The 22,716-nt window shown below is 71.7% G+C and carries 18 protein-coding genes, 4 tRNA genes and 1 other RNA gene; 9 read left to right on the top strand and 14 right to left on the bottom strand.

The genetic code is table 11. The features are described from left to right. Positions 1-3: 3 nt before the first annotated feature. The 7 genes from purF to purS form a co-directional block, all read right to left on the bottom strand. On the bottom strand, positions 4-1,518 hold the full coding sequence (gene purF, locus ACWV17_RS19560) for an amidophosphoribosyltransferase (RefSeq protein ID WP_455360748.1): 1,515 nt from the start codon (positions 1,516-1,518) through the stop codon (positions 4-6). An 86-nt stretch (positions 1,519-1,604) separates the two neighbouring features. Then, positions 1,605-2,450 carry an META domain-containing protein gene (locus ACWV17_RS19565; RefSeq protein WP_455360749.1) on the bottom strand — a complete coding sequence of 282 codons (846 nt, stop codon included), beginning with the start codon at positions 2,448-2,450 and terminating at the stop codon, positions 1,605-1,607. Positions 2,451-2,510: 60 nt separating this feature from the next. After that, on the bottom strand, positions 2,511-3,293 hold the full coding sequence (locus ACWV17_RS19570) for a sterol carrier family protein (RefSeq protein ID WP_455360750.1): 783 nt from the start codon (positions 3,291-3,293) through the stop codon (positions 2,511-2,513). Between the two features lie 17 nt (positions 3,294-3,310). After that, positions 3,311-4,537: a hypothetical protein gene (locus tag ACWV17_RS19575; protein WP_455360751.1), complete on the bottom strand. Its 1,227-nt coding sequence runs from the start codon at positions 4,535-4,537 to the stop codon at positions 3,311-3,313. A gap of 82 nt (positions 4,538-4,619) precedes the next feature. Beyond that, complete coding sequence (purL, locus tag ACWV17_RS19580; protein WP_455360752.1) at positions 4,620-6,869, bottom strand: phosphoribosylformylglycinamidine synthase subunit PurL; 2,250 nt, start codon at positions 6,867-6,869, stop codon at positions 4,620-4,622. Next, positions 6,866-7,546, bottom strand: a complete 681-nt coding sequence (gene purQ, locus ACWV17_RS19585; protein ID WP_455353118.1) for a phosphoribosylformylglycinamidine synthase subunit PurQ — start codon at positions 7,544-7,546, stop codon at positions 6,866-6,868. The genes purL and purQ overlap by 4 nt, the downstream gene beginning before the upstream one ends. Further along, on the bottom strand, positions 7,543-7,788 hold the full coding sequence (gene purS / locus ACWV17_RS19590; protein ID WP_254370817.1) for a phosphoribosylformylglycinamidine synthase subunit PurS: 246 nt from the start codon (positions 7,786-7,788) through the stop codon (positions 7,543-7,545). Before purS ends, purQ begins: the two co-directional genes overlap by 4 nt. A 271-nt stretch (positions 7,789-8,059) precedes the next feature. On the opposite strand from purS, the gene ACWV17_RS19595 reads away from it, so the two are divergent. From ACWV17_RS19595 to ACWV17_RS19630, 8 genes are all read left to right on the top strand, one after another. Further along, complete coding sequence (locus ACWV17_RS19595) at positions 8,060-8,377, top strand: histone-like nucleoid-structuring protein Lsr2 (RefSeq protein ID WP_455353117.1); 318 nt, start codon at positions 8,060-8,062, stop codon at positions 8,375-8,377. Between the two features lie 90 nt (positions 8,378-8,467). Further along, a tRNA-Gly gene (locus ACWV17_RS19600) sits at positions 8,468-8,539 on the top strand. Between the two features lie 79 nt (positions 8,540-8,618). Beyond that, a tRNA-Gly gene (locus ACWV17_RS19605) sits at positions 8,619-8,691 on the top strand. Between the two features lie 159 nt (positions 8,692-8,850). Further along, positions 8,851-9,828: an ABC transporter ATP-binding protein gene (locus ACWV17_RS19610; protein ID WP_455360753.1), complete on the top strand. Its 978-nt coding sequence runs from the start codon at positions 8,851-8,853 to the stop codon at positions 9,826-9,828. Further along, complete coding sequence (locus ACWV17_RS19615) at positions 9,825-10,640, top strand: ABC transporter permease (RefSeq protein ID WP_455360754.1); 816 nt, start codon at positions 9,825-9,827, stop codon at positions 10,638-10,640. The genes ACWV17_RS19610 and ACWV17_RS19615 overlap by 4 nt, the downstream gene beginning before the upstream one ends. Positions 10,641-10,674: 34 nt before the next feature. Further along, positions 10,675-11,913, top strand: a complete 1,239-nt coding sequence (locus ACWV17_RS19620) for a sensor histidine kinase (RefSeq protein ID WP_455360755.1) — start codon at positions 10,675-10,677, stop codon at positions 11,911-11,913. After that, positions 11,910-12,545, top strand: coding sequence for a response regulator (locus ACWV17_RS19625; RefSeq protein WP_455353113.1), 636 nt, complete (start codon positions 11,910-11,912; stop codon positions 12,543-12,545). Before ACWV17_RS19620 ends, ACWV17_RS19625 begins: the two co-directional genes overlap by 4 nt. 22 nt (positions 12,546-12,567) lie before the next feature. After that, positions 12,568-12,640: transfer RNA gene (locus ACWV17_RS19630), tRNA-Gly, on the top strand. A gap of 89 nt (positions 12,641-12,729) precedes the next feature. On the opposite strand, the gene ACWV17_RS19635 is transcribed toward ACWV17_RS19630, so the two are convergent. The 6 genes from ACWV17_RS19635 to ffs form a co-directional block, all read right to left on the bottom strand. Continuing rightward, on the bottom strand, positions 12,730-13,629 hold the full coding sequence (locus tag ACWV17_RS19635) for a phosphoribosylaminoimidazolesuccinocarboxamide synthase (protein WP_455360756.1): 900 nt from the start codon (positions 13,627-13,629) through the stop codon (positions 12,730-12,732). A gap of 113 nt (positions 13,630-13,742) precedes the next feature. Next, on the bottom strand, positions 13,743-15,251 hold the full coding sequence (locus ACWV17_RS19640) for a N,N-dimethylformamidase beta subunit family domain-containing protein (protein WP_455360757.1): 1,509 nt from the start codon (positions 15,249-15,251) through the stop codon (positions 13,743-13,745). A 184-nt stretch (positions 15,252-15,435) separates the two neighbouring features. Beyond that, positions 15,436-17,115 carry a hypothetical protein gene (locus tag ACWV17_RS19645; RefSeq protein WP_455360787.1) on the bottom strand — a complete coding sequence of 560 codons (1,680 nt, stop codon included), beginning with the start codon at positions 17,113-17,115 and terminating at the stop codon, positions 15,436-15,438. A 221-nt stretch (positions 17,116-17,336) separates the two neighbouring features. Next, positions 17,337-18,590: a phosphoribosylamine--glycine ligase gene (gene purD / locus ACWV17_RS19650; RefSeq protein ID WP_455360758.1), complete on the bottom strand. Its 1,254-nt coding sequence runs from the start codon at positions 18,588-18,590 to the stop codon at positions 17,337-17,339. A 60-nt stretch (positions 18,591-18,650) separates the two neighbouring features. Beyond that, a complete protein-coding gene (locus tag ACWV17_RS19655) occupies positions 18,651-21,077 on the bottom strand; it encodes a DNA polymerase III subunit gamma and tau (protein WP_455360759.1) in 2,427 nt (808 codons plus the stop codon). Positions 21,078-21,134: 57 nt separating this feature from the next. Next, positions 21,135-21,229, bottom strand: an RNA gene (ffs, locus tag ACWV17_RS19660) — signal recognition particle sRNA small type. Between the two features lie 74 nt (positions 21,230-21,303). Here ffs and ACWV17_RS19665 point away from each other — a divergent pair. Then, positions 21,304-21,391 (top strand) — tRNA-Ser (locus ACWV17_RS19665). 79 nt (positions 21,392-21,470) lie between these two features. On the opposite strand, the gene ACWV17_RS19670 is transcribed toward ACWV17_RS19665, so the two are convergent. Then, positions 21,471-22,709, bottom strand: a complete 1,239-nt coding sequence (locus ACWV17_RS19670) for a tyrosine-type recombinase/integrase (RefSeq protein WP_455360760.1) — start codon at positions 22,707-22,709, stop codon at positions 21,471-21,473. Positions 22,710-22,716: the final 7 nt, after the last annotated feature.

Here is a 22,716-nt window from a genome sequence, read left to right on the forward strand (position 1 = left end):
GGGTCACGGACGACGGAGCGCGTCGGCGGCGTCCGTGCCGCCCAGCAGCTCGGTCTCCAGAAGCTGCTTGCCCAGCAGCTCGGGGTCGGGCAGCTCCATCGGGTACTCGCCGTCGAAGCAGGCGCGGCACAGGTTCGGCTTGGCGATGGTGGTCGCCTCGATCATGCCGTCGATGGAGATGTACGAGAGGGAGTCGGCGCCCAGCGACCTGGCGATCTCGTCGACGGTCATGCCGTTGGCGATCAGCTCGGCGCGGGTGGCGAAGTCGATACCGAAGAAGCAGGGCCACTTCACCGGCGGGGACGAGATCCGGATGTGGACCTCGGCCGCGCCCGCCTCGCGGAGCATCTTGACCAGGGCGCGCTGGGTGTTGCCGCGGACGATCGAGTCGTCGACGACCACCAGGCGCTTGCCGCGGATGACTTCCTTGAGCGGGTTGAGCTTGAGGCGGATGCCGAGCTGGCGGATCGTCTGCGAGGGCTGGATGAAGGTCCGGCCGACGTAGGCGTTCTTGACCAGTCCGACGCCGTACGGAATGCCGCTGGCCTCCGCGTAGCCGACGGCCGCGGGCGTGCCGGACTCCGGCGTGGCTATCACCAGATCGGCGTCGGCCGGGGCTTCCTTGGCCAGTCGGCAGCCCATCTCCACGCGGGAGAGGTACACGTTCCGGCCGGCGATGTCGGTGTCCGGGCGCGCCAGGTAGACGTACTCGAAGACACAGCCCTTGGGCTTCGCTTCCGCGAATCGGGAGGTGCGAAGTCCGTTCTCGTCGATGGCGATCAGCTCGCCCGGTTCGACCTCGCGGACAAAGCTGGCACCGCAGATGTCGAGGGCGGCGGACTCACTCGCGACCACCCAGCCGCGCTCCAGCCGGCCGAGGACCAGCGGGCGGATGCCCTGCGGGTCACGGGCGGCGTACAGCGTGCCCTCGTCCATGAAGACGAGGGAGAAGGCGCCCTTGACCTCGGGGAGGACCTTGGTGGCCGCTTCCTCGATGGTGAGCGGCTTGCCGTCGGCGTCGACCTGGCCCGCGAGGAGCGCGGTCACCAGATCGGTGTCGTTGGTCGCCGCGACCTGGGTGGCCCGGCCGTCCTGGCGGGGCAGGTCGGCGACCATCTCCGCCAGCTCGGCGGTGTTGACCAGGTTGCCGTTGTGCCCCAGGGCGATCGAGCCGTGGGCGGTCGCGCGGAAGGTGGGCTGCGCGTTCTCCCACACCGAGGCACCGGTGGTGGAGTAGCGGGCATGACCGACCGCGATGTGGCCCTGGAGGGAGCCGAGGGAAGTTTCGTCGAAGACCTGTGAGACCAGGCCCATGTCCTTGAAAACCAGGATCTGGGACCCGTTGCTCACTGCGATGCCCGCGGACTCCTGTCCACGGTGCTGCAGGGCATACAGTCCGAAATAGGTGAGCTTGGCGACCTCTTCGCCGGGAGCCCAGACACCGAAGACGCCGCAAGCGTCCTGGGGGCCTTTCTCGCCGGGGAGCAGGTCGTGGTTGAGTCGTCCATCGCCACGCACGCCACCGAGTGTAGGCGAGATCGACCACTGGTCCGAATTTGGCCCCTGTCGGTACGCACGGTCCCCGCTCCTCCTACGGAGGGTGATTACTTCCGCGGCCTCGGCTCCGCCTCGATCGCGGTCGCCCGCAGCCCCGTGCCGTCGGCGGCGGTCAGGGTCAGGGTGCTGCCGTCGATCGTGTACGTCACCTTGCCCTTCAGGACGTTCTGAAGGGCCCGCTCGGTCTCCATGACCGGGCCGGGGCACATCTTCCGGGTGCTCGCGAGCCTGCCGAAGGTAAGGGTCGAACCGTCGACGGTCGCCTTGCCCGAGACCCGGTTGCAGCCGAGGCTGCCGCCGACGGTCCCGTCCTTGCCGAAGGTGAGCTGCGCCTTGCCCGCGACGTCGGCCGGCAGGGAGGAGACGGTTCCGCCGTCGAGGAGGGAATCGACGGCCCACTCGGGGCCGATCAGCTGCACGGGCTTCTCCGGCTTCTCGGACTTGTCGGGCTTCGAGGTCAGCGCGATCGTGTCGCCCCGCTGGGTCGTCAGCGTGAGCCTGTCGCCCGCGAGCTTCGCCTTCAGCTCCCCGGAGAAGGCACGCGTCAGCGCCGTCTCGAACTGCTGCAGATCCTTCTCGCAGCCGATCTCCGTGGACTGGGCGGGGCCGACCGTGATCGCGTCGCCCTTGACCGTGACGTCGGCGCCGAACCGGTTGCAGCCGAAGTTGCCCGAGGCACGGCCCTTGGCGTCGATCTCGACATGGGCGCCGGCGGGGGCCTCGGCCGGCTTGCCGTTCACGGTCAGGGTGTCGACGGTCCACCTGACCCCGGTGACGGGCAGGGCCGTGTCGACGGAGGAGCCCCCTCCGGCACCGGAACCGGAACCGGCCCCTGACCCGGTTTCCGTGCCACAGGCGGCGAGCGTGAGGAGGGCCAGGACGGTGGTGGTCATTCGGAGCTTCTGCATGGCCCTGGGACGGTGCGGGTGGGGTTTCTGGTTCCATCCCGCCGGTCAGGCCAGGATCGGCAGCAGCCCGGACAGGTCGGCGCGTTCGCCGCTCGCGCGGACGGCGGCGGCCTCCACCGCCTCCCGCCACTCCGTACGCCCCGTCGCGAGCCGCACCCAGGTGAGCGCGTCGGTCTCGATGACATTGGGCGGGGTCCCGCGCGTGTGCCGCGGCCCCTCCACGCACTGCACCACGGCGTACGGCGGGACGCGCACCTCGACCGACGCGCCGGGCGCCTTCAGCGCCAGGGCGTCCGCGAGGAGCCGGGTGCACGCGGCCAGGGCCTGCCGGTCGAAGGGGATCTCCAGCCCGGTGGCCCGGTTCAAGTCGTCGGTGTGTACGACGAGTTCGACGGTACGGGTGACCATGAAGTCGGCCAGTGTCATCGCTCCCACGCGCAGCGACAGCGGACGCGTCGCAGGAGTCTGCGCGAGAGCCGGCGCGAGCCGGGCCGCCACCCGTTCGTACTGCGCGGCCACGGGCTCGTCGAGGGCACGCTCCTTGGCGGCCTCGGAGATCCGCCGCGCCAGCCGGGCCGTCTCGAAGGGCCACTCCACCGCGGTGATCCCGGCCTTGGCGGGCGCGGGCCGCTCGATTGCGTCGGCGAGGGAATCGACCACCCAGGCGATGTGCGCGGCCAGATCCCGTACCGTCCAGTCCCCCAGGTGGGCCGGCAGCGCGAGCTGACCGGGTGTGAGCGAGACTGCCGCGTCCCGTACATGGCCGAACTGGGCGAGCACGGCGGCGCGGATCTTCGCGGAGTCGTACCGCCTGGTCTTGGGTGCCATGCGGCGAGTCTGCCCGATCAATCACCGCCCCCGCAGCCGCCCCCACAACTGCTGCAACTGCTGCTGGAGCCACAGCCGGAACTGCCGGAGGACCCGTCGGAGCGGCGGGCCTCCTCCTCGCGGCACCGCACGCGGTAGGACGTGCCGGCCGGGCTCCACGCGCGGAGCCTGCCGCACCGGGCCGGGAGCAGCGGTGCGGCCGTGACGTTGGATTCGAGGGTGCCGCCGCTGCCGGAGAAGACGGCGAACTCCAGGACGACCTCGGCGCCTTCGCAGGGCACGCCGTACAGGATCGCCTCGAAGGGCTCGCTGTACTGGTTGATGTCGTGATGCTCGGTGCGCAGCCGCTCCTCCGGTCCGCCCAGGAGCGTCCTGCCCCGGTACGCGGTGTCCTCGTACCGGTCGCGGTAGGCGATCAGGGGCGGCGCGGAGGGGGTGCGGGCGTCCGCGTACAGCCAGTGGAGGGAGTCCCGGCCCCGGATGCCGACGCGCAGCACCGGCTGCGGCCCGGTGTGCAGCCGCCGGGCGGCCCGGCGTGCGGCGATGCCCCGGCCGAGCAGGGTGGTACCGGGGACGAGCAGCAGCATGGCGACGACCTGCTGGCCCATGGCGTCGTACGGGGTGGGGCCGTGATTCGCCCTCAGGTCCTGGACCAGGCCCCAGACGAGCAGCCCGGCGGCGGCGAGACACAGCGCGGCCCCGGCGAGGATCAACCGGAGGCCACGGCGGCGGTGGGCCTCGGGCAGCTTCTCCGGCAGCGGGCCGCGGGTCTTGCCGGCCGCCGCGAGAGCCAGTTCGCGCTGACGGCGGCGGGCCCTCAGGCGCAGCAGCGCGCCGGTGAAGGCCCCTGCGGACAGGGCGAGGACCAGCCCATTGCCCGCCCGGCCCGCGGTGTCGGCGGCGTCGAGGCCGGTCAGCGCGAGGACCGCTTCCAGCACGATCACGGGTACGGAGAACAGGACCGCGGCCGGCAGGAAGCGGAACCAGAGGGGCAGCGTGAGCAGGAGGACCGCGGCGGGATAGCCGTCCCATGAGGTGCCGCGAGGCACGACCTCGGGTTCGTTCCAGCCCAGCAGGACGACCGCGACGAGGACCAGGGGCGCGAGAGCCCAGCCGCCGGCGACCGGCGCCAAGAACGCGGGGGTGCGGGCCTTGCGCCAGCGCTCGGCGTCCGCGACGGACCAGGCCGGGGCGCCCCCCGCGGGTACCGCGGCTTCGGGAAGGTACTTGACGATGTCGGTCACGGCATCAGTATGCGGACGTGCCCCCGCAGTCCAGGAACTGCGGGGGCACGGAATCGCTACAACCGCTTGTGACGCGGAGGCCCTATGCGAGCAGGGCCGGGATCGTCCCCTCGTGGGCCGTGCGGAGTTCGTCCAGCGGGATGCTGAACGCGCCCTGGACGTCGATCTCCTCGCCGTCCACGACACCGATCCGCGTCGCGGGCAGACCGCGCGCACCGCACATGTCGGTGAAGCGGAGCTCCTCGCTGCGCGGGACGGCGACGACCGCCCGGCCCGCCGACTCGGAGAAGAGGAACACGAACGGGTCCAGGCCGTCCGGGGTCAGCAGGCGCGCGCCCTTGCCACCGCGCAGGCAGGACTCGGTCACCGCCTGGATCACGCCACCGTCCGACAGGTCGTGTGCCGCGTCGATCATGCCGTCGCGGGAGGCCGAGATCAGGATCTCGGCGAGCAGCTTCTCGCGGCCCAGGTCCACCTTCGGCGGCAGCCCGCCGAGGTGGTTGTGCACGACCTGGGACCAGGCCGAGCCGCCGAACTCCTCGTACGTGTCACCGAGGAGGTACAGCAGCTGGCCCTCCTCCGCGAACGCGATCGGCGTACGCCGGCTGATGTCGTCGATCACACCGAGCACCGCCACGACCGGGGTCGGGTGGATCGCCGTCTCACCGGTCTGGTTGTACAGCGAGACATTGCCGCCGGTGACCGGCGTGCCCAGCTCCAGGCAGCCGTCCGCGAGACCGCGGGTGGCCTCGGCGAACTGCCACATGACATCCGGGTCCTCGGGCGAGCCGAAGTTGAGGCAGTTGGAGATGGCGAGCGGCTTGGCGCCGGAGGCGGCGACGTTGCGGTACGACTCGGCGAGTGCGAGCTGCGCGCCGGCGTACGGGTCGAGCTTGGCGTACCGGCCGTTGCCGTCGGTCGCCATGGCCACGCCGAGGTTGGTCTCCTCGTCGATCCGGATCATGCCCGCGTCCTCGGGCTGGGCGAGCACCGTGTTGCCCTGGACGAAGCGGTCGTACTGGTCCGTCACCCACGCCTTGGAGGCCTGGTTCGGGGAGCTGACCAGCGCCAGGACCTGCTCGCGCAGCTCGGCGGAGGTCGCCGGGCGCGGCAGCTTGCCCGCGTCGTCGGCCTGCAGCGCGTCCTGCCAGTCGGGACGGGCGTACGGACGGTGGTACACCGGGCCCTCGTGGGCGACGGTCCGCGGCGGTACGTCCACGATCTGCTCGCCGTGCCAGAAGATCTCCAGGCGCTCGCCGTCGGTCACCTCACCGATGACGGTGGCGATGACGTCCCACTTCTCGCAGATCTCCAGGAAGCGGCCGACCTTGGCCGGCTCGACGATCGCGCACATGCGTTCCTGCGACTCGCTCATGAGGATTTCCTCGGGCGAGAGGGTCGCGTCGCGCAGCGGAACGGTGTCGAGCTCGACGCGCATACCGCCCGAACCGGCGGAAGCCAGCTCGGAAGTGGCGCAGGACAGGCCCGCGCCGCCCAGGTCCTGGATGCCGTCGACCAGGTCTTCCTTGAAGATCTCCAGGGTGCACTCGATGAGGAGCTTCTCCTGGAACGGGTCGCCGACCTGGACCGCCGGGCGCTTGGCAGGACCGGTGGAGTCGAAGGTCTCCGAGGCCAGCACCGAGACACCGCCGATGCCGTCGCCGCCGGTACGGGCGCCGTAAAGGATGACCTTGTTCCCGGCACCCGAGGCCTTGGCCAGGTGGATGTCCTCGTGCTTCATCACGCCGATGCAGCCGGCGTTGACCAGCGGGTTGCCCTGGTAGCACTCGTCGAAGACGACCTCGCCGCCGATGTTCGGCAGGCCCAGGCAGTTGCCGTACCCGCCGATGCCCGCGACGACGCCCGGCAGGACACGCTTGGTGTCGGGGTGGTCGGCCGCGCCGAAGCGCAGCGGGTCGACGACGGCGACCGGACGGGCACCCATGGCGAGGATGTCGCGGACGATGCCGCCGACGCCGGTGGCCGCGCCCTGGTAGGGCTCGATGTACGAGGGGTGGTTGTGCGACTCCACCTTGAAGGTGACCGCGTATCCCTGGCCGACGTCGACGACACCGGCGTTCTCGCCGATGCCGACGAGCAGCGCGTCGTTGGCGGGGGCCTTGTCACCGAACTGCTTGAGGTGGACCTTGCTGCTCTTGTACGAGCAGTGCTCGGACCACATCACGGAGTACATGGCGAGCTCGGCGCCGGTCGGGCGGCGGCCGAGGATCTCCCGGATGCGCGTGTACTCGTCCTCCTTGAGGCCGAGCTCGGACCAGGGCTGCTCGACGTCGGGCGTCTCGCCCGCGTGCTTGACGGTGTCCAGAGTCATGCGGAGACCAGCTTCTTCAGGATCGAGGTGAAGAATCCGAGCCCGTCGGTACGGCCCGTACCGACCGCCGGGTCGACGGCGTGCTCGGGGTGCGGCATGAGGCCGACGACGTTGCCCGCCGCGTTGGTGATGCCGGCGATGTCGCGCAGCGAGCCGTTGGGGTTGCCGTCCAGGTAGCGGAAGGCAACCCGGCCCTCGGCCTCGAGCTCGTCGAGGACGCGCTCGTCGGCGACGTACCGGCCGTCGATGTTCTTGAGCGGTACGGAGATCTCCTGGCCGGCCGTGTAGTCGGCGGTCCAGGCGGTTCCGGCCGTCTCCACCCGCAGCTTCTGGTCGCGGCAGATGAAGTGCAGGTGGTTGTTGCGGAGCATCGCGCCGGGCAGCAGGTGCGACTCGGTCAGCACCTGGAAGCCGTTGCAGATACCGAGGACCGGCAGGCCGGCCTTCGCCTGCTCGATGATCGTCTCCATCACCGGCGAGAACCGGGAGATGGCACCGGCGCGCAGGTAGTCGCCGTAGCTGAAGCCACCGGCCAGGACGACCGCGTCGACCTGCTTGAGGTCCTTGTCGCGGTGCCACAGCGAGACGGGCTCGGCGCCGGCGACGCGGACGGCCCGCAGGCTGTCCCGGTCGTCGAGCGTGCCGGGGAAGGTGACGACGCCGATGCGCGCTGTCACGACTCCACCTTGACGACGAAGTCCTCGATGACGGTGTTGGCGAGGAACGTTTCGGCCATCTCGTGGATGCGGGCGAGAGCGGTCTCGTCGACCGGCCCCTCGACCTCGAGCTCGAAACGCTTCCCCTGACGGACGTCGGCGATCCCCTCGAAGCCCAGACGCGGCAGTGCACGCTGCACCGCCTGGCCCTGGGGGTCGAGGATCTCCGGCTTGAGCATGACGTCGACTACGACGCGTGCCACTGGCACTCCCGTGGTGGTTTGGTGCGAAGGCGGTTCCTTCAGAGTACCCGGCCCGAAATTCTACGCGGGTAGATATGTTGGCAAGCGTCGGGAAAAATTCACCCGGCCCCGATTGCGGGGGGACACGCTGGCGTAATTAAATGGGCTTCACCAGGCAATGGCTTTAGCTGTACAAAGGAATCCGCAGAAAAGACGGATTGATCCGAAACAGCCATACAGTCGACATCGCCGCACGTCAGCGCGGCGGGGTCGCACGAAGGGACCGATATCCGTGGCGCAGCGCGTAGTAGTCACGCTCTCCGACGACATCGATGGCGGAGAAGCGGCGGAAACGGTTGTCTTCGGCCTCGACGGGAAGTCGTACGAGATCGACCTCAATCCCTCCAATGCAAAGAAACTGCGCAAGAGCCTCGCGCCCTACGTCGAGGCCGGCCGCAGGCAGTCCCGGTCCGGGAAGGCGTACAAGCACACCTCCCTCGCGCCCGACCCGGCGGTGGTCCGCGCCTGGGCCCGTTCGAACCAGTACGACGTGCCCCCGCGCGGCCGCATCCCGAAGGCGGTCTACGAGGCCTACAACGCCGCTCACTGAGAACCGACTTGCGTTGCACCCCCGCTGATCGGCTACAGTCTGGAACACGCCGAGGGGCGAGGCCGAAGGGCCGGACCTCGCGGGAGTCATGCGGGTGTAGTTCAGTAGCAGAACATCCCCCTTCCAGGGGGAAGGCGCAGTGTGCAATTCCTGTCACCCGCTCTGCATCGCTTTACCGTCCACTCACGTGGATCAGGTAGAGTGGTGTTCGCACCGCACAGTGAGAGCTGTCCGGGAGCATGCGGACGTGGCTCAGTTGGTAGAGCATCACCTTGCCAAGGTGAGGGTCGCGAGTTCGAATCTCGTCGTCCGCTCAGAGGGAGAAGGCCCCGGTCATTGCGACCGGGGCCTTCTTCGTATGTACGGGTGCCCGGTGCTCAGGGCGTGGCTCGCGCTCGCGCGATGACATTTGTCATGAGCACTGGTGACAGCTCGCACTGCTCCGCGGCGCGCGGCGGCGGAAGCCTTGAAGCATGACCAACAGCGACGAGTACGTGATCGAGGTCGCGGGGCTCCGGCGCAGCTACGCCGGCGGCTTCGAGGCCGTCCGGGACATCTCCTTCTCGGTGGCGCGCGGCGAGCTGTTCGCCCTGCTCGGGACGAACGGCGCTGGCAAGACCTCCACCGTCGAGCTGCTGGAGGGGCTGGCCCGGCCGAGCGGCGGCACCGTACGGGTGCTCGGCCACGACCCGTACAGCGAACGTGCCCAGGTGCGTCCGCGCATCGGCGTGATGCTCCAGGAGGGCGGCTTCCCGTCCGAACTGACCGTCGCCGAGACCGTCCGGATGTGGGCCGGCTGTACGAGCGGGGCGCGGCCCACCGGTGAGGCGCTGGAGGCCGTCGGGCTCACCCGGCGGGCCGGCGTACGGATCAAGCAGCTGTCCGGCGGCGAGAAGCGGCGCCTCGACCTCGCGCTCGCCCTGCTCGGCCGCCCCGAGGTGCTCTTCCTGGACGAGCCGACCACCGGCCTGGACGCCGAGGGCCGGCGCGAGACATGGGAGCTGGTGCGCGCGCTGCGGGACGGCGGCACGACGGTGGTGCTGACCACGCACTACCTGGAGGAGGCCGAGGACCTCGCCGACCGGCTGGCGATCATGCACGAGGGGCGGATCGCGACCGAGGGGCGCGTCGCGGATGTCGTGGCCGCCCAGCCCTCGCTGATCTCCTTCGAGCTCCCGGAGGGCTTCTTCCTCGGCGATCTGCCGCCGCTGGACCGCCTCGGCGTCCAGGGGCACGAGACCGCGGGCCGGACCGTACGGCTGCGTACCAAGGAACTGCAGCGGGCCGCGACCGGCCTGCTGGTGTGGGCGGAGCGCGCGGGGGTGGAGCTGGGCGGGCTCGATGTGCGCTCGGCCTCGCTGGAGGAGGCGTTCCTGCACATCGCGCGGGAAGCGACGGAGACGACGACGGTGACGGCGACCGCGCCGGCCGAGGGGGCGGGGGTCCGATGACCACGGGATCTGTGAGCACGGTGGGTACGCAGAGCACGGCACGTCCCGAAGTGACCGCTGCCGGACGGCTTTCCGCCCTGGCCCGGGCCGAACTGACCCTGCTGGGGCGCAGCCGGGCGACGCTGTTCAGCGCCCTCGTCCTGCCGGCGGCGATGACCTTCGCCATGTCCTCGACGGTCAGGGACATGGACCTGAAGGACACCGGGCTCACCGTCGGCACCGTGCTGCTGCCCGGCGCCTTCGGTTTCGCCCTGCTGTTCGCGGTGTACGGCGGCCTGGTCGGGGTCTTCGTCACGCGCCGCGAGGAACTCGTACTCAAGCGGCTGCGCACCGGCGAGGTACGCGACCACGAGATCCTGGCCGGCGCCTCGCTGCCGCTGACTCTCATCGGCCTGGCGCAGTGCGTGCTGCTCGCGGTCGGCTGCTCGGTGACCCTGGACGTGCCGGCTCCGCGCGCACCCCATCTGGTGCTCGCCGGTGTGGTGTTGGGCACCGTGATGCTGATCGCGCTTGCCGGGGCGACCGCGGGCCTGACCAGGTCGGCCGAGGCCGCTCAGCTGACGACCATGCCGCTGCTCGTGGTGTCGATGGCCGGCTCGGGGGTCGTCGTACCGCTCGATCTGCTGCCGGATCGGATCGCCTCGATCTGCGAACTCCTGCCGCTCTCACCGGTGGTGGCACTCGTGCGGAGCGGGTGGACCGGCGAAGTCGGGGCGTACGAGACACTGGGCAGCCTGCTGACGGCGGTCGCCTGGACCGTGCTCGCGGTGTTTGCTGTACGCCGGTGGTTCCGCTGGGAGCCGAGGCGCTGACGCGCGTGACGCGTGACGACGGGGGACGAGGGAGATGTCGATACTCACCGGCTGGTGGGTGAGGAGAAGCAATCCCGCCAAGGTGGAGCTGTACACCCGGTGGTCCTTCCATTCCTTCGCACTGGCCGAGGTCACGGCCATCGGGCTGGCACCGGTGATGCAGGGCGTTCCCCGGCCGACGGCGATCGCGCTCCTGCTGCTGGTCTTCGCGCACGCCGTGCTGTGCGCGGTGCTCTGCTCGCGGGCCCTGGACTGGACGCTCGGCAGACGTGAGCGGCCGGTGCGGCTGCTGGTCGCGGTGGCCGTGGTGTCCGGGGCGGGCACGCTCGCCGTGTTCGTACTGCGCGCGGCGGGCGGACTCCGTGACACCGTCGTCATGGCCAACCTGACCGTCGGGCTCACCGCGTTCGGTATCGGGGCGCTCGTACTCGGCCTGCGCCGCGGACGGCACAGGCTGTACCTCGTCGTCGGTGCCGCGGTGGGCGTCGGCGCCGCAGCTCTCGCTGTCGGGCTGCCCGGCAACGAGGCGGCGGGAAACGCGGTGGGCACGTTCTGCGCGGGCGCCGCCCTCGCCTTCACCTGCGGATTCTCCGCCTGGTTGCTCAATGCCGTCTGGGAGTTGGACGCGGCGCGCGAGCTGCAGGCGCGGCTGGCCGTGGCGGAGGAGCGGCTGCGCTTCGGACGCGATCTGCACGATGTGATGGGCCGTAACCTGGCGGTGATCGCCCTGAAGAGCGAGCTGGCCGTACAGCTGGCGCGGCGCGAACGACCCGAGGCCGTGGAGCAGATGATCGAGGTGCAGCGGATCGCGCACGAGTCGCAGCGGGAAGTACGGGACGTCGTGCGCGGCTATCGCGAGGCCGACCTGCCCGCGGAACTGGACGGCGCGAGCGGGGTGTTGGCGGCTGCCGGGATCGCCTGCGCGGTCGAGGCGGAGGCCGGCAGCGGACTGCCGGCCGGCGTGCAGTCGGCGCTCGGCTGGGTGGTGCGCGAGGCCACCACGAATGTGCTGCGGCACGGGGACGCGCGGCGGTGCACGATCTCGCTGACGACGGCCGGCGGCCCCGCGGTCCTGGTCGTCGAGAACGACGGCGCCCCGGACACGACGGGGACGGCACCCGGCTCCGGCCTGGCCGGACTGCGGGAACGACTGAGCGCGCTGGACGGCACGCTGGACGCGGGGCCGGCCGGTGACGGGGTCTTCCGCCTGACGGCGATGGTCCCACTGCCCCGCGTCCCGGCCCGGCGGGCCGCGAAGGGAGGAGACACGTGACCGAGGACAGGCCCCGGGACAGTGACCCCGTACGGGTGCTGCTCGCCGACGACGAGCACCTCATCCGGGGCGCGCTCGCCGCGCTCCTCGGGCTGGAGGACGATCTGGTGGTGGTCGCCGAGGCCGCCTCCGGGCCCGAGGCGCTCGCGATGGCACGGGCGCACCGGCCGGACGTGGCGGTGCTGGATCTGCAGATGCCCGGCGCCGACGGTGTGAGAGTCGCCACATCGCTGGGGCGCGAACTGCCCGGGTGCCGGTGCATGATCGTCACCGGTCACGGCCGGCCCGGGCATCTGAAGCGGGCGCTCGCCGTGGGGGTGCGGGGATTCGTACCCAAGACCGTGTCCGCGCAGCGGCTGGCCGAGATCATCCGGACCGTGCACGCCGGAGGGCGCTATGTGGACCCGGAGTTGGCGGCCGACGCGATCAGTGCCGGGGACTCGCCGCTGACCGCGCGCGAGGCCGAGGTGCTGGAGCTGGCGGCGGACGGGGCGCCCATCGCGGAGATCGCCGAGCGTGCGGCGCTGTCCCAGGGGACCGTCCGGAACTACCTCTCCTCGGCCGCCTCGAAAGTGGGGGCCGAGAATCGGCACACAGCGGTACGTCTCGCCCGCGAGCGCGGTTGGGTATAGTGGTTGTCGCGCTACGGCGCATGCGGACGTGGCTCAGTTGGTAGAGCATCACCTTGCCAAGGTGAGGGTCGCGAGTTCGAATCTCGTCGTCCGCTCTTGTACGACGAAGCCCCCGGTCGGATCCGACCGGGGGCTTCGTCGTGTCCGCGGGATATCCACGGGTGTCCGCGGCCCCACGGGCGCTTCAGGACCAGGGGAGACCAGTGAGGAGCTCGTACGCCTCCAGGTACTTGGCCCGCGTCGCGTCCACGACCTCCGCCGACAGGGCGGGCGGCGGCTGCTCGCTCCTGCGGTCCCAGCCAGAGGCGGGGGAGGTCAGCCAGTCGCGGACGTACTGCTTGTCGTATGACGGCTGCGCGTGGCCCGGCTCCCAGTCGGCGGCCGGCCAGAAGCGCGAGGAGTCGGGCGTCAGCACCTCGTCGGCGAGGATCAGGTGCTCGCCCTCGAAGCCGAACTCGAACTTCGTGTCCGCGAGGATGATGCCGCGCTCGCGGGCGATGTCCCGGGCCCGGCTGTACACGGCGAGCGTCGTCTGGCGCAGGTGGGCGGCGGTCTCGGCGCCGACCTGGCGGGCCACCTCCTCGTACGGCACGTTCTCGTCGTGGTCGCCGACGGCGGCCTTGGTCGCGGGCGTGAAGATCGGCGCCGGCAGCTCGGAACCGTCCACCAGCCCCTCGGGCAGGGCGAGGCCGCAGACCGTGCGGGTCTCCTGGTACTCCGCGAGTCCGGAGCCGGTGAGATAACCGCGCGCGACGCACTCGACCGGGACCATCCGCAGGGACTTGCAGACCAGCGTGCGGCCGGCCCAGTCGGCGGGGGCCCCGGCGGGCAGCTCGGTGCTGAGGACGTGGTTGGGGACGAGGTCCGCGAGCTGGTCGAACCACCACAGCGAGAGCTGCGTCAGGACCCGGCCCTTGTCGGGGATGGCGGTGGGCAGCACCCAGTCGTACGCGGACATGCGGTCACTGGCGACCATCACGAGGTCGCCCGCCTCGTTCTGGTACAGGTCGCGCACCTTGCCGGTGTGCAGGTGCACCAGGCCCGGTACCTCGATGGGTTCGGGCTTTTCGACGAATCCGGACACGGTTCCTCCCCGTGGTTCTGTCCAATCGCCTCGATTCTCCCGTACGCCCGGATCGGCGGCCCGGTCAGGGTCGGCGCGGCGGCGGCCGTGGCGCCCGGCGTCGCCCGGTCCGCTCAGTCGCGCTTGCAGATGCGGTCGAGGAGGTTCGCGGTCGCGCGCTGGATCCGCTCGTCCACATGGCCCGGCCGGTCCAGCGCCGGAGACCAGGCGAAGGTGCCGGACGCGAACACGAGCGCACCGCTCGGCGACCGGTAGAGCGAGGTCTCCTGGTGCCGGATGGTCCCGTCGCCGTCCTGGTACGGCGAGTGGGCCAGCAGAATCCGGCCCTCGTGCTGGGGCAGCGCGGTGCGCGGGAAGTAGCGGTCGGCCTCGCCCGCCACCAGCCCGTCGATCTCGTCGCCGTCCGCCGCGCCGGTCGCCTCCCAGAGCCAGTGGTCTGCGTTGCGTACGACGAGGGGGTGCGGCTCGGGGACCCGGCCCGCGTACTGGATGCCCATCAGCTGCTGCTCGGGCCGGTCGACCTCGCGCCAGAGGGCTGCCTTCCCCGGGCCGCGCCGCTTGCGGCAGGTGAGGAGGCGGTCGGGCACACCGGAGGGGGACGGGCCCAGCTCGACCTGCCAGTACATGGTGTTGGCGGACAGGAAGACCAGCGACGTGCCGTGGTCGCGGGCGAGCTCCGCGGTGCGGCGCATGGGTGCGGACCAGTACTCGTCGTGGCCCGGGAAGACCAGGCCGCGGTAGCGGGTGGGGTCGACGCGGCCCGCGTGCAGGTCGCGGGTGTCCGCGTACGCCAGGTCGTACCCGTACCGCTCGGCCCAGCGGATGAAGTCGTAGGCGTGGCCGACGTGGAGGGGGAGCCCGGCGCCCGCGTACGGACGGTCGAAGGACACCGTCACCGCCGCGTCCTCCTCGCCGAGCAGCCGCCCTCGCTCGTCCCAGGCGTGGTAGAGGCTCGCGCCCGTGCGGCCGTCCTCCGGGTAGAGGTTGTACGCCTGCCAGGTGACGTCGGGCAGGAGCAGGAGCAGGTCGGCCGGGTGGCTGTCGCGGACGGTGAACGGGATGTGGGAGCGGTAGCCGTCGGCGGTGGTGAGGACCGCGACGTACGCGCCGATGCTCCAGTACGAGGGGATCTGCAGCCGCCAGGAGAGCCACCAGTGGTGGCAGGAGACCGTGCGGTCGGCGGTGAGGGGGGCGGGCTGGACGATGCCGGAGAGGCGCGGGCTGGTGGTGATCTTGGACGCGCCGTCGCCGCCGTAGTGGCCGATGCGATAGATGTCCACGGAGAACTGCTGCGGCGGGTCCACGGTGATGTGGAAGTCGATCGCCTCGCCCGGGGAGGCCGCGCCGGTGGAGGCGAAGCCCTTGATCTGGCGGTGCACGTCGTCGGCGGTACGGGGGCCGGCCCCGGCCGCGCGCGGCTGCGGGATCCTGCGGCCCGCGTGCTCGATGGGGTCGCCCAGCTGCCCGCTCACGTGCTCCGCGTACCAGGGCACGACCTGGCCGGTGTCGTCGAAATAGTGCTCGCTGCCGCGCAGCCAGGGCAGTGGCCCCTGACCGAAGGGGTCGGTGACCGCATGCGCGAGGGCACCTGACTCCCATCGCCGGATCTGTTCCGCGCTCATGACCGCTCCCCTCCCTCGATCGGTGTCCACCCGCGACCGGTCCCAGCACATCACATAACGCACGCACTCCGTCACCGTTCGTCGCGAATTGACGTGAACAGAAATGCTGCTCTCCGCTCTTCGCGCTGGTCAGCGGGGCGTCGACCCGGAGCGGCGCGCTGCCCCGGGGCGGCGCGCACCCGCGTCAGACGAGACGGACCGGCTTCTCCGCCCGTACTCCCAGGGAACGCAGCCACTCGCGAAGCGGTTCGGGGTCGCCTTCCTCCACCAGGACCAGGACGCGGTTGCCCAGGTCTGTGCGGCGTTCGCCGTCGACGAGCAGGGCGGGGCCGTCCAGCCAGTCCAGACCGGGGGCCGCGCCGGCGGTGTCGACAGCGGCGCAGCAGACCATCGCCGTGACGTGGTCGGCGAGCAGCTCCCGCCCGGTGCGGGGCGGCTGGAGGGGGAAGAGCGGGACCGAGCCGGCGCTCCAGGGATCGTCGCCGGAACCGGGGGCGCGCGGCGGCGCGGGGGCCGCAGCCTCCTCCCGGGCCACCTCGGCGGTGACCCCGGCGGCCAGCGGCTCGCAGTTCTCGCTCGTGAGGTGGGCCATCACCCGGTCGAGCGTGGGGCCCGCGACGAGTGCTGCCTCGTGGGCGGAGCGGCGGACTCCCATGGAGTCGAGAACCCGGTGCAGCCGGGCCGCCTCCGTCCGCCACTTCCGGTCGACGACCTCTTCCGGGTACTGCTGCCAGTCCACCGGTGACCAGTCGGGCCCGGTCTCCGCCGGGCCGCCGTGGAAGAGCCGCGCGGCCAGCAGGGACGCGGCCTCGTCGACCGCGCCGGGCTCTTCGAGCAGGTCGCAGGCGGGCCGCTCGCCCAGCCGGGACGCGAAACCCTCGGCGAGGCGGTCGCGGCGGGACAGCTCGGTCAGGGCGGAGACGACGCCCGCGTCGAGCCGGGAGGGCCAGCGGCCCATCCGCCAGGCGGGCAGCGCGACCCGTGTCAGCAGCCGGTCCCAGCCCGCGTACGCGAGGCCGACCTGCTCCTGGGCGACGATCCGCAGTCCGTAGTCCACAGCCTGTGCACGCTCGGACGCGGCGGCGGCGACGCCGCGCTCCATCTCCGTCGCGTGCGTGCGGCACAGGCGCAGCAGCAGCCGGGCCGGCCGGCCGACGACGGAGCGGACGACCACCCGCACCGGCCCCTGCCGGGGTCCCGCCGCGACGCCGACGGCCGCGTCCAGGCCCCGCACGAACCGGCGGGCGGCGGCTATGTCGGGGTTCGCCGACGGCCCGGTGCCGGCGACGACGGGGGCGAGCACGGCGCGCAGCTCGGCTACCCGCATCCACCACAGGAACGGCGAGCCGATCACCAGGACGGGAGCTTCGGGGTCGCCGGGGGCGCCAACGCCGGCCGCGGCGGTCAGGCCCCGGTTTCCGGCCCCGGATACGGCTCCAGTTCCGGTTCCGGATATGCGGTGCGCCGGATGCGTACGGTCCTCGAGCCAGCTGTCACAGTCGGGCGTCAGGGCTATCGCGGAGGGCGCCGGTACCCCCAGGCGCTCGGCGAGGTCCCGGACGAGCCGGTAGAGGTCGGGCGCGGACGCCTCGGCGAGCGGCACAGTCGGGCTGACTGCGGGGCTGGCCCGGACGACCACGGCGGTGAAGACGCCCGCGAGAAGCAGGACGAGCAGGGCGACGGCGCACACCACCCAGCGCGCGGCGTCCCAACTCCCGCCCGTCAGGCGGCCCATGATCCCGCCGGCAAGCAGCACGACGGCGACGGCCGCGGGCAGCAGGGCAACGGCCAGAGCCCGGCTGCGCACACGCAGCACGGCCATGGCACGGGAGCGCGCCACCTGCGCGCCCACTTCCACACCCATGGCGGACACGGCCGGATGTCACCCCCTCTGCCCTGCGACGGCTTTGGTCACTCCCCCACTGTGGCACCCGCCACTGACATCGCAATGCCGGTGGGCCAAGTGCCGGAACGCTTGCGCCGCACCATAGTTGGGGCTCGGGCGACCGTCAGCCGGTTGGCCCATCGGTCACTCGATGGAATGGCTTTGGGCAAAGGTGGCTGGTTACTGCGCCCGGACAGGACCTACGCTCCCGCGGCCGCCTTCGCGGCGATGTCCGTGCGATGCTGACCGCCGTCCAGCCGAATACGGGACACGGCGGCGTACGCCCGTCCGCGGGCCTGCGCCAGGTCGGAACCGGTCGCGGTCACGGACAGCACCCGGCCCCCCGCGCTCACGATCGTGTCCCCGTCCCGCCGGGTTCCGGCGTGCAGGACGTACGCGTGGGGCGCGTCCTGCGCCGCCACCTCGTCCAGGCCCTCGATCGGGTCGCCGGTGCGCGGGGTGCCGGGGTAGTTGTGGGAGGCGACGACCACCGTGACGGCTGCGTCGTCGCGCCACGCCAGCGGCGGGTGGACGTCGAGCGTGCCGTTGGCGGCACCCAGCAACACGCCGGCCAGCGGGGTCTGCAGCCGGGCCAGCACCACCTGGGTCTCCGGGTCGCCGAAGCGCGCGTTGAACTCGATGACGCGTACGCCGCGGCTGGTGATCGCGAGTCCCGCGTACAGCAGCCCGGAGAACGGCGTACCGCGGCGGCGCAGTTCGTCGACGGTCGGCTGCAGGACGGTCTGCATGACCTCGTCGACCAGCTTCGGGTCGGCCCACGGCAGCGGCGAGTACGCGCCCATGCCGCCGGTGTTCGGTCCCTCGTCGTTGTCGAGGGCGCGCTTGAAGTCCTGGGCGGGCTGGAGCGGGAGTACCGTCACGCCGTCGGTGATGGCGAAGAGGGACACCTCGGGACCGTCGAGGAACTCCTCGATGACGACCCTCTCGCAGGCCAGCGCGTGCCGGCGGGCCTGGTCGACGTCATCGGTGACGACGACGCCCTTGCCGGCGGCGAGGCCGTCGTCCTTGACGACATACGGAGCACCGAAGGCGTCCAGCGCCGCGTCGATCTCCTCGGGGGTCGTACAGACGTAGCTGCGGCCGGTCGGGACGTTCGCCGCGGCCATCACGTCCTTGGCGAAGGCCTTGGAGCCCTCCAGCTGAGCGGCCTCCCCGGACGGGCCGAAGCAGGGGATGCCCGCCTCCCGTACGTGGTCGGCGACGCCGGCGACGAGCGGGGCCTCCGGCCCGACGACGACGAGCCCGGCCTCCAGCTCGGTGGCGAGCCGCGCCACGGCGGCACCGTCGAGGGCGTCGACCGGGTGCAGCTCCGCCACCTCGGCGATGCCGGCATTGCCCGGGGCGCAGTACAGCGCGCTGACGTCGGGGTCGAGGGACAGAGAGCGGCACAGGGCGTGTTCGCGGGCGCCGCCGCCGATGACGAGGACCTTCACGCCATGCAGCCTAGCCCGCTGCGGGTGATGCCCCTGTACGGGCTGCCGAAGGACCGCCCGCTACTCGTTCGTATATTCCTCCACGACCGTCGCGCCCAGCTCGCGCACGATCAGGTCGTGGCCGGTCAGTGCCGTGTCGTCGAGATCCGGGTCGTCCTCCTCGGGGACGTCGTCCTCGGGGGCGACCGGCGAGGGCTCCGGTTCGCGGTGGACCGGACGCTGCGGCTCCGGTGCGGCCGCCGCGGCCCGGGGCGCGGGCGTCCCCTGCGGTACGGGCGCGGGGGTTGCGGGCGGCGTGGCCGGTACGGGGCGGGGCGGGGCGGGCGCGCCGCCGCCACCGAAGCCTCCGCCGAAACCACCGGGGCCGCCTGGGGCGGGACCGGGACCCGGTCCTGAGCCTGGGCCGCCGAATCCGCCGCCGCCCGGGCCGCCCGAGGGACCGGAGGTGTCGACGACGGCCTCGATCTTCCACTGCACCTGGAACTGCTCGGCGAGCACCTGCTTCAGCACGTCCTCGCTGCCGCTGCTCGCGAAGTTGTCCCGGGCCCCGGCGTTGGGAAAGCCGAGCTGCAGGGTCGTGCCGTCGAACCCGGTCACCTGCGCGTTCTGGCTGAGCAGGATCCATGTGAAACGCCGCCGGTTCTTGACGGCCTCCAGCACGTTCGGCCACATGCCGCGCACCTGCGCGGCGCCCTGGGCCATGCCGGGCGAGGGTGCGGCACTCGGCACCGCCGCCGGCGCGCTCGGGGTGACGGGCGCGGGCGCGGGTGTGCCCTGGCCGGGCGCGGTCGCGGAGGGCCAGGAACCTGCCGGGGCCCCACCGCCGGAACCACCGGCACCGGGCCAGGCCCCCGGCCGCTGCTGCCCGGAGGCGGGAGGGGAAGCCGCGCCCCCCGCCTGCGCGTCGGCCGTAGGACCGGCTGGCGCGGCACCCGGCCACGCACCGGGACGCTGCGCGGGCGCCTCGGGCGCGGCCTGCCGCTGCCCAGCCGCGGACTCGGGCGCGCCGGCGCCCGGCCAGGCACCGGGCGCCTGGGTCTCGGCGGAGGCGGACGCTTCCGCAGCCGCGGTGGCCCGCCCCGGAGCCACGTCGGCCGGGCCGGAAGGCGCCGGACCCTGCGGCACGGACATCGCCGGAGGCGCGGCCGCGGCCACACCCTCCGCGTCGGCCCCGGGCGCACCTTCCCCCCGCACCGCCGCGCGCGCGGCGGCAGGGCCGGTGCCGGGCTGGATCTGCGGCGCCTGCGGTACGAGGCCATGCGCCTCCGGCCCCGGTACATACCCCATCGCGGGACCCGCGCCGCCACCCGCCACGAACGCCGCCCCGGCGCCCCCGCGCTCCAGCCGGTCGAGACGCGCCTGCACTGAGCGCTCGTCGTCGAACGCGGCCGGCAGCAGCACCCGCGCGCAGATCAGCTCCAGCTGAAGCCGCGGTGAGGTCGCCCCCCGCATTTCCGTCAGCCCGGTGTTGACCAGGTCCGCGGCGCGGCTCAGCTCGGCCGCGCCGAAGACGGACGCCTGCGCCTGCATCCGCTCGACGACGTCGACCGGCGCGTCGATCAGACCCTTCTCACCGGCGTCCGGCACCGCCGCGAGGATCACCAGGTCGCGCAGCCGCTCCAGCAGGTCCGCAACGAAGCGCCGGGGGTCGTTGCCGCCCTCGATCACCCGGTCCACCACCTCGAACGCGGCCGCGCCGTCTCCGGCCGCGAAGGCGTCCACCACCGCGTCCAGCAGCGAGCCGTCCGTATATCCGAGGAGGGAGGTAGCCATGGCGTATGTCACACCGTCCGCGCCGGCGGCGGCGAGGAGCTGGTCCATGACGGACATCGAGTCACGAACCGACCCCGCACCCGCACGCACGACAAGCGGAAGCACCCCGTCCGCGACCGGGATCGCCTCCCGCCCGCACACCTCCGCCAGGTACTCACGCAGGGTGCCGGGCGGCACCAGCCGGAACGGATAGTGGTGCGTACGCGACCGGATCGTGCCGATGACCTTCTCGGGCTCGGTCGTCGCGAAGATGAACTTGAGATGCTCCGGCGGCTCCTCGACCACCTTCAGCAGGGCGTTGAAGCCCGCCGAGGTGACCATGTGCGCCTCGTCGATGATGTAGATCTTGTAACGACTGGAGGCGGGCCCGAAGAACGCCTTCTCGCGAAGATCACGGGCATCGTCCACGCCGCCGTGCGACGCGGCGTCGATCTCGATCACGTCGATCGACCCGCGCCCGTTCCGCGCGAGGTCCTGGCAGGACTGGCACTCACCGCAGGGCGTGGGCGTCGGCCCCTGCTCGCAGTTCAGGCAGCGGGCGAGGATGCGCGCACTGGTCGTCTTGCCACAGCCCCGCGGCCCGCTGAACAGGTACGCGTGATTGACCCGGTTGTTCCGCAGGGCCTGCTGCAGGGGGGCAGTGACATGCTCCTGCCCGATGACCTCGGCGAACGACTCGGGGCGATAGCGGCGGTACAGCGCAAGGGACGACACGCTTACGAGGTTATCGGGGCCCACCGACAACGGGCGCCGCCCACCGCCCCCGGACACAGAAACGCCCCCCACGCACCCGCCAGAGCCCACTTACCCTTGCTGCCTTCCGGCCCTGGGGGAGTTGGGTGAGATAGCGCCACGTGAGGGGCTGACCCCCACCCTAGCCGATCCGAGGGCCTGGGAACGAGTTCGCGAGCACTCCTCAACGTCTTGTATTGTTTGCGGCGGAGGATTCGCCTAGTGGCCTAGGGCGCACGCTTGGAAAGCGTGTTGGGGGCAACCCCTCACGAGTTCGAATCTCGTATCCTCCGCCAGTGCCTCACCGGGCACGATGTCGATGGGCCCCACCGTCCGCGGTGGGGCCCTTCGACGTTCGCCGTCTCAGTTTCCGTCTCAGTTGCCCTTCGGCGGTTCCCAGAGCATGTCGCCGACCTGCTGGGCGACCTTCCGCAGCATGGGCCCGGTGATGTGCATGTATCGGGCGCGCATCCTGGCCGCGCCGCCGGGCTCCCAGCCCATGATCGAGTCGACCACGACGTCCGGGACGCCGAGGAGGAGAAGCACGGTTGCCGCGGTGTGGCGAGCGTCATGCAGCCGCCCGTCCCGTACGCCGGCGTCCCGCAGGAGCCGCTTCCACACGTGGTAGTCGGTGTTCGGGCTCAGCGGCCCGCCTGTGGGTGAAGCGAACACGTACCCCTTGTCCTCCCAGTCACCGCCGGCCGCAGTCCGCTCCGCCGTCTGCTCCTCCTGGTGGTGACGGAGGAGCTTGATCAGCGGATCGGGCAGGCCGACCGTCCGCCGCCCGGCACGGGACTTGGTCGACTTGTGCTCCCTCCGGGTCTGCTCACGCTGAGGGCAGTAGCCGGCCTTCCTGCCGCAAGGGGTGGCTCCGCAACCGTGCCGGTACTTGGGCCGAAGCCGGTTCTTCCGGATACGGACGTATCCCGCGTCCAGGTCGACGTCTTCCCAGTGGAGACCGAGCGCTTCCCCTTGACGTAGGCCGAGTGCCAGGGCGACGACCCACCGCGCGCTGTTGCGGAGCTTGGAGGCTTCGACGAGCAGGCTCTGTACCTCCTCGATCGTGAACGGCTCGATGTCCTCTTCTTCGAGGCGCGGAGCTTTGGCGATCTCAGCAGCGTTGGTGGGGACGTGTCCCCGGCGTACTGCCTCACCCAGAGCGACCCGGATCGTGCGGTGCACGTGATGGGCCGTTCCGGCCGAGCTGCCGGAGCTCTGCATCTTCCGGTAGAAGCGCTCCAGGTGTTCGGGCTCCAGTCGCGCGAGCCGATGTGCCCCCAGGCCGGGCACGAGATGGACGCGTACGTCGACCTCGTAGCCGTCGTAGGTGTTCTCGGAGACGTAGGGCTTGGCGATGTTCTCGACCCAGTGCTCAAGCCAGCTCTGGACCGTCCATGCCTGGCCCGGTTTCTGAAGCTTCTTGTCGTCCCGTGCCCGCTCCATATCGCGGACGGCCTTGGTCACTTCGGCTTTGGTCTTGCGTTCGATGTGCCGACGGTCGGGCTTGCCGTCATCCCGAACTCCGACCGTCACCCGGCCGTGCCACTTCCCGTCCTTGCCGAAGTAGATCGACGAGGCCCCGTTTGGCTGGCGTGTGCGCTTCTGCGCTCCCATGGCCACC

This window comes from Streptomyces mabaensis (genome assembly GCF_053763515.1).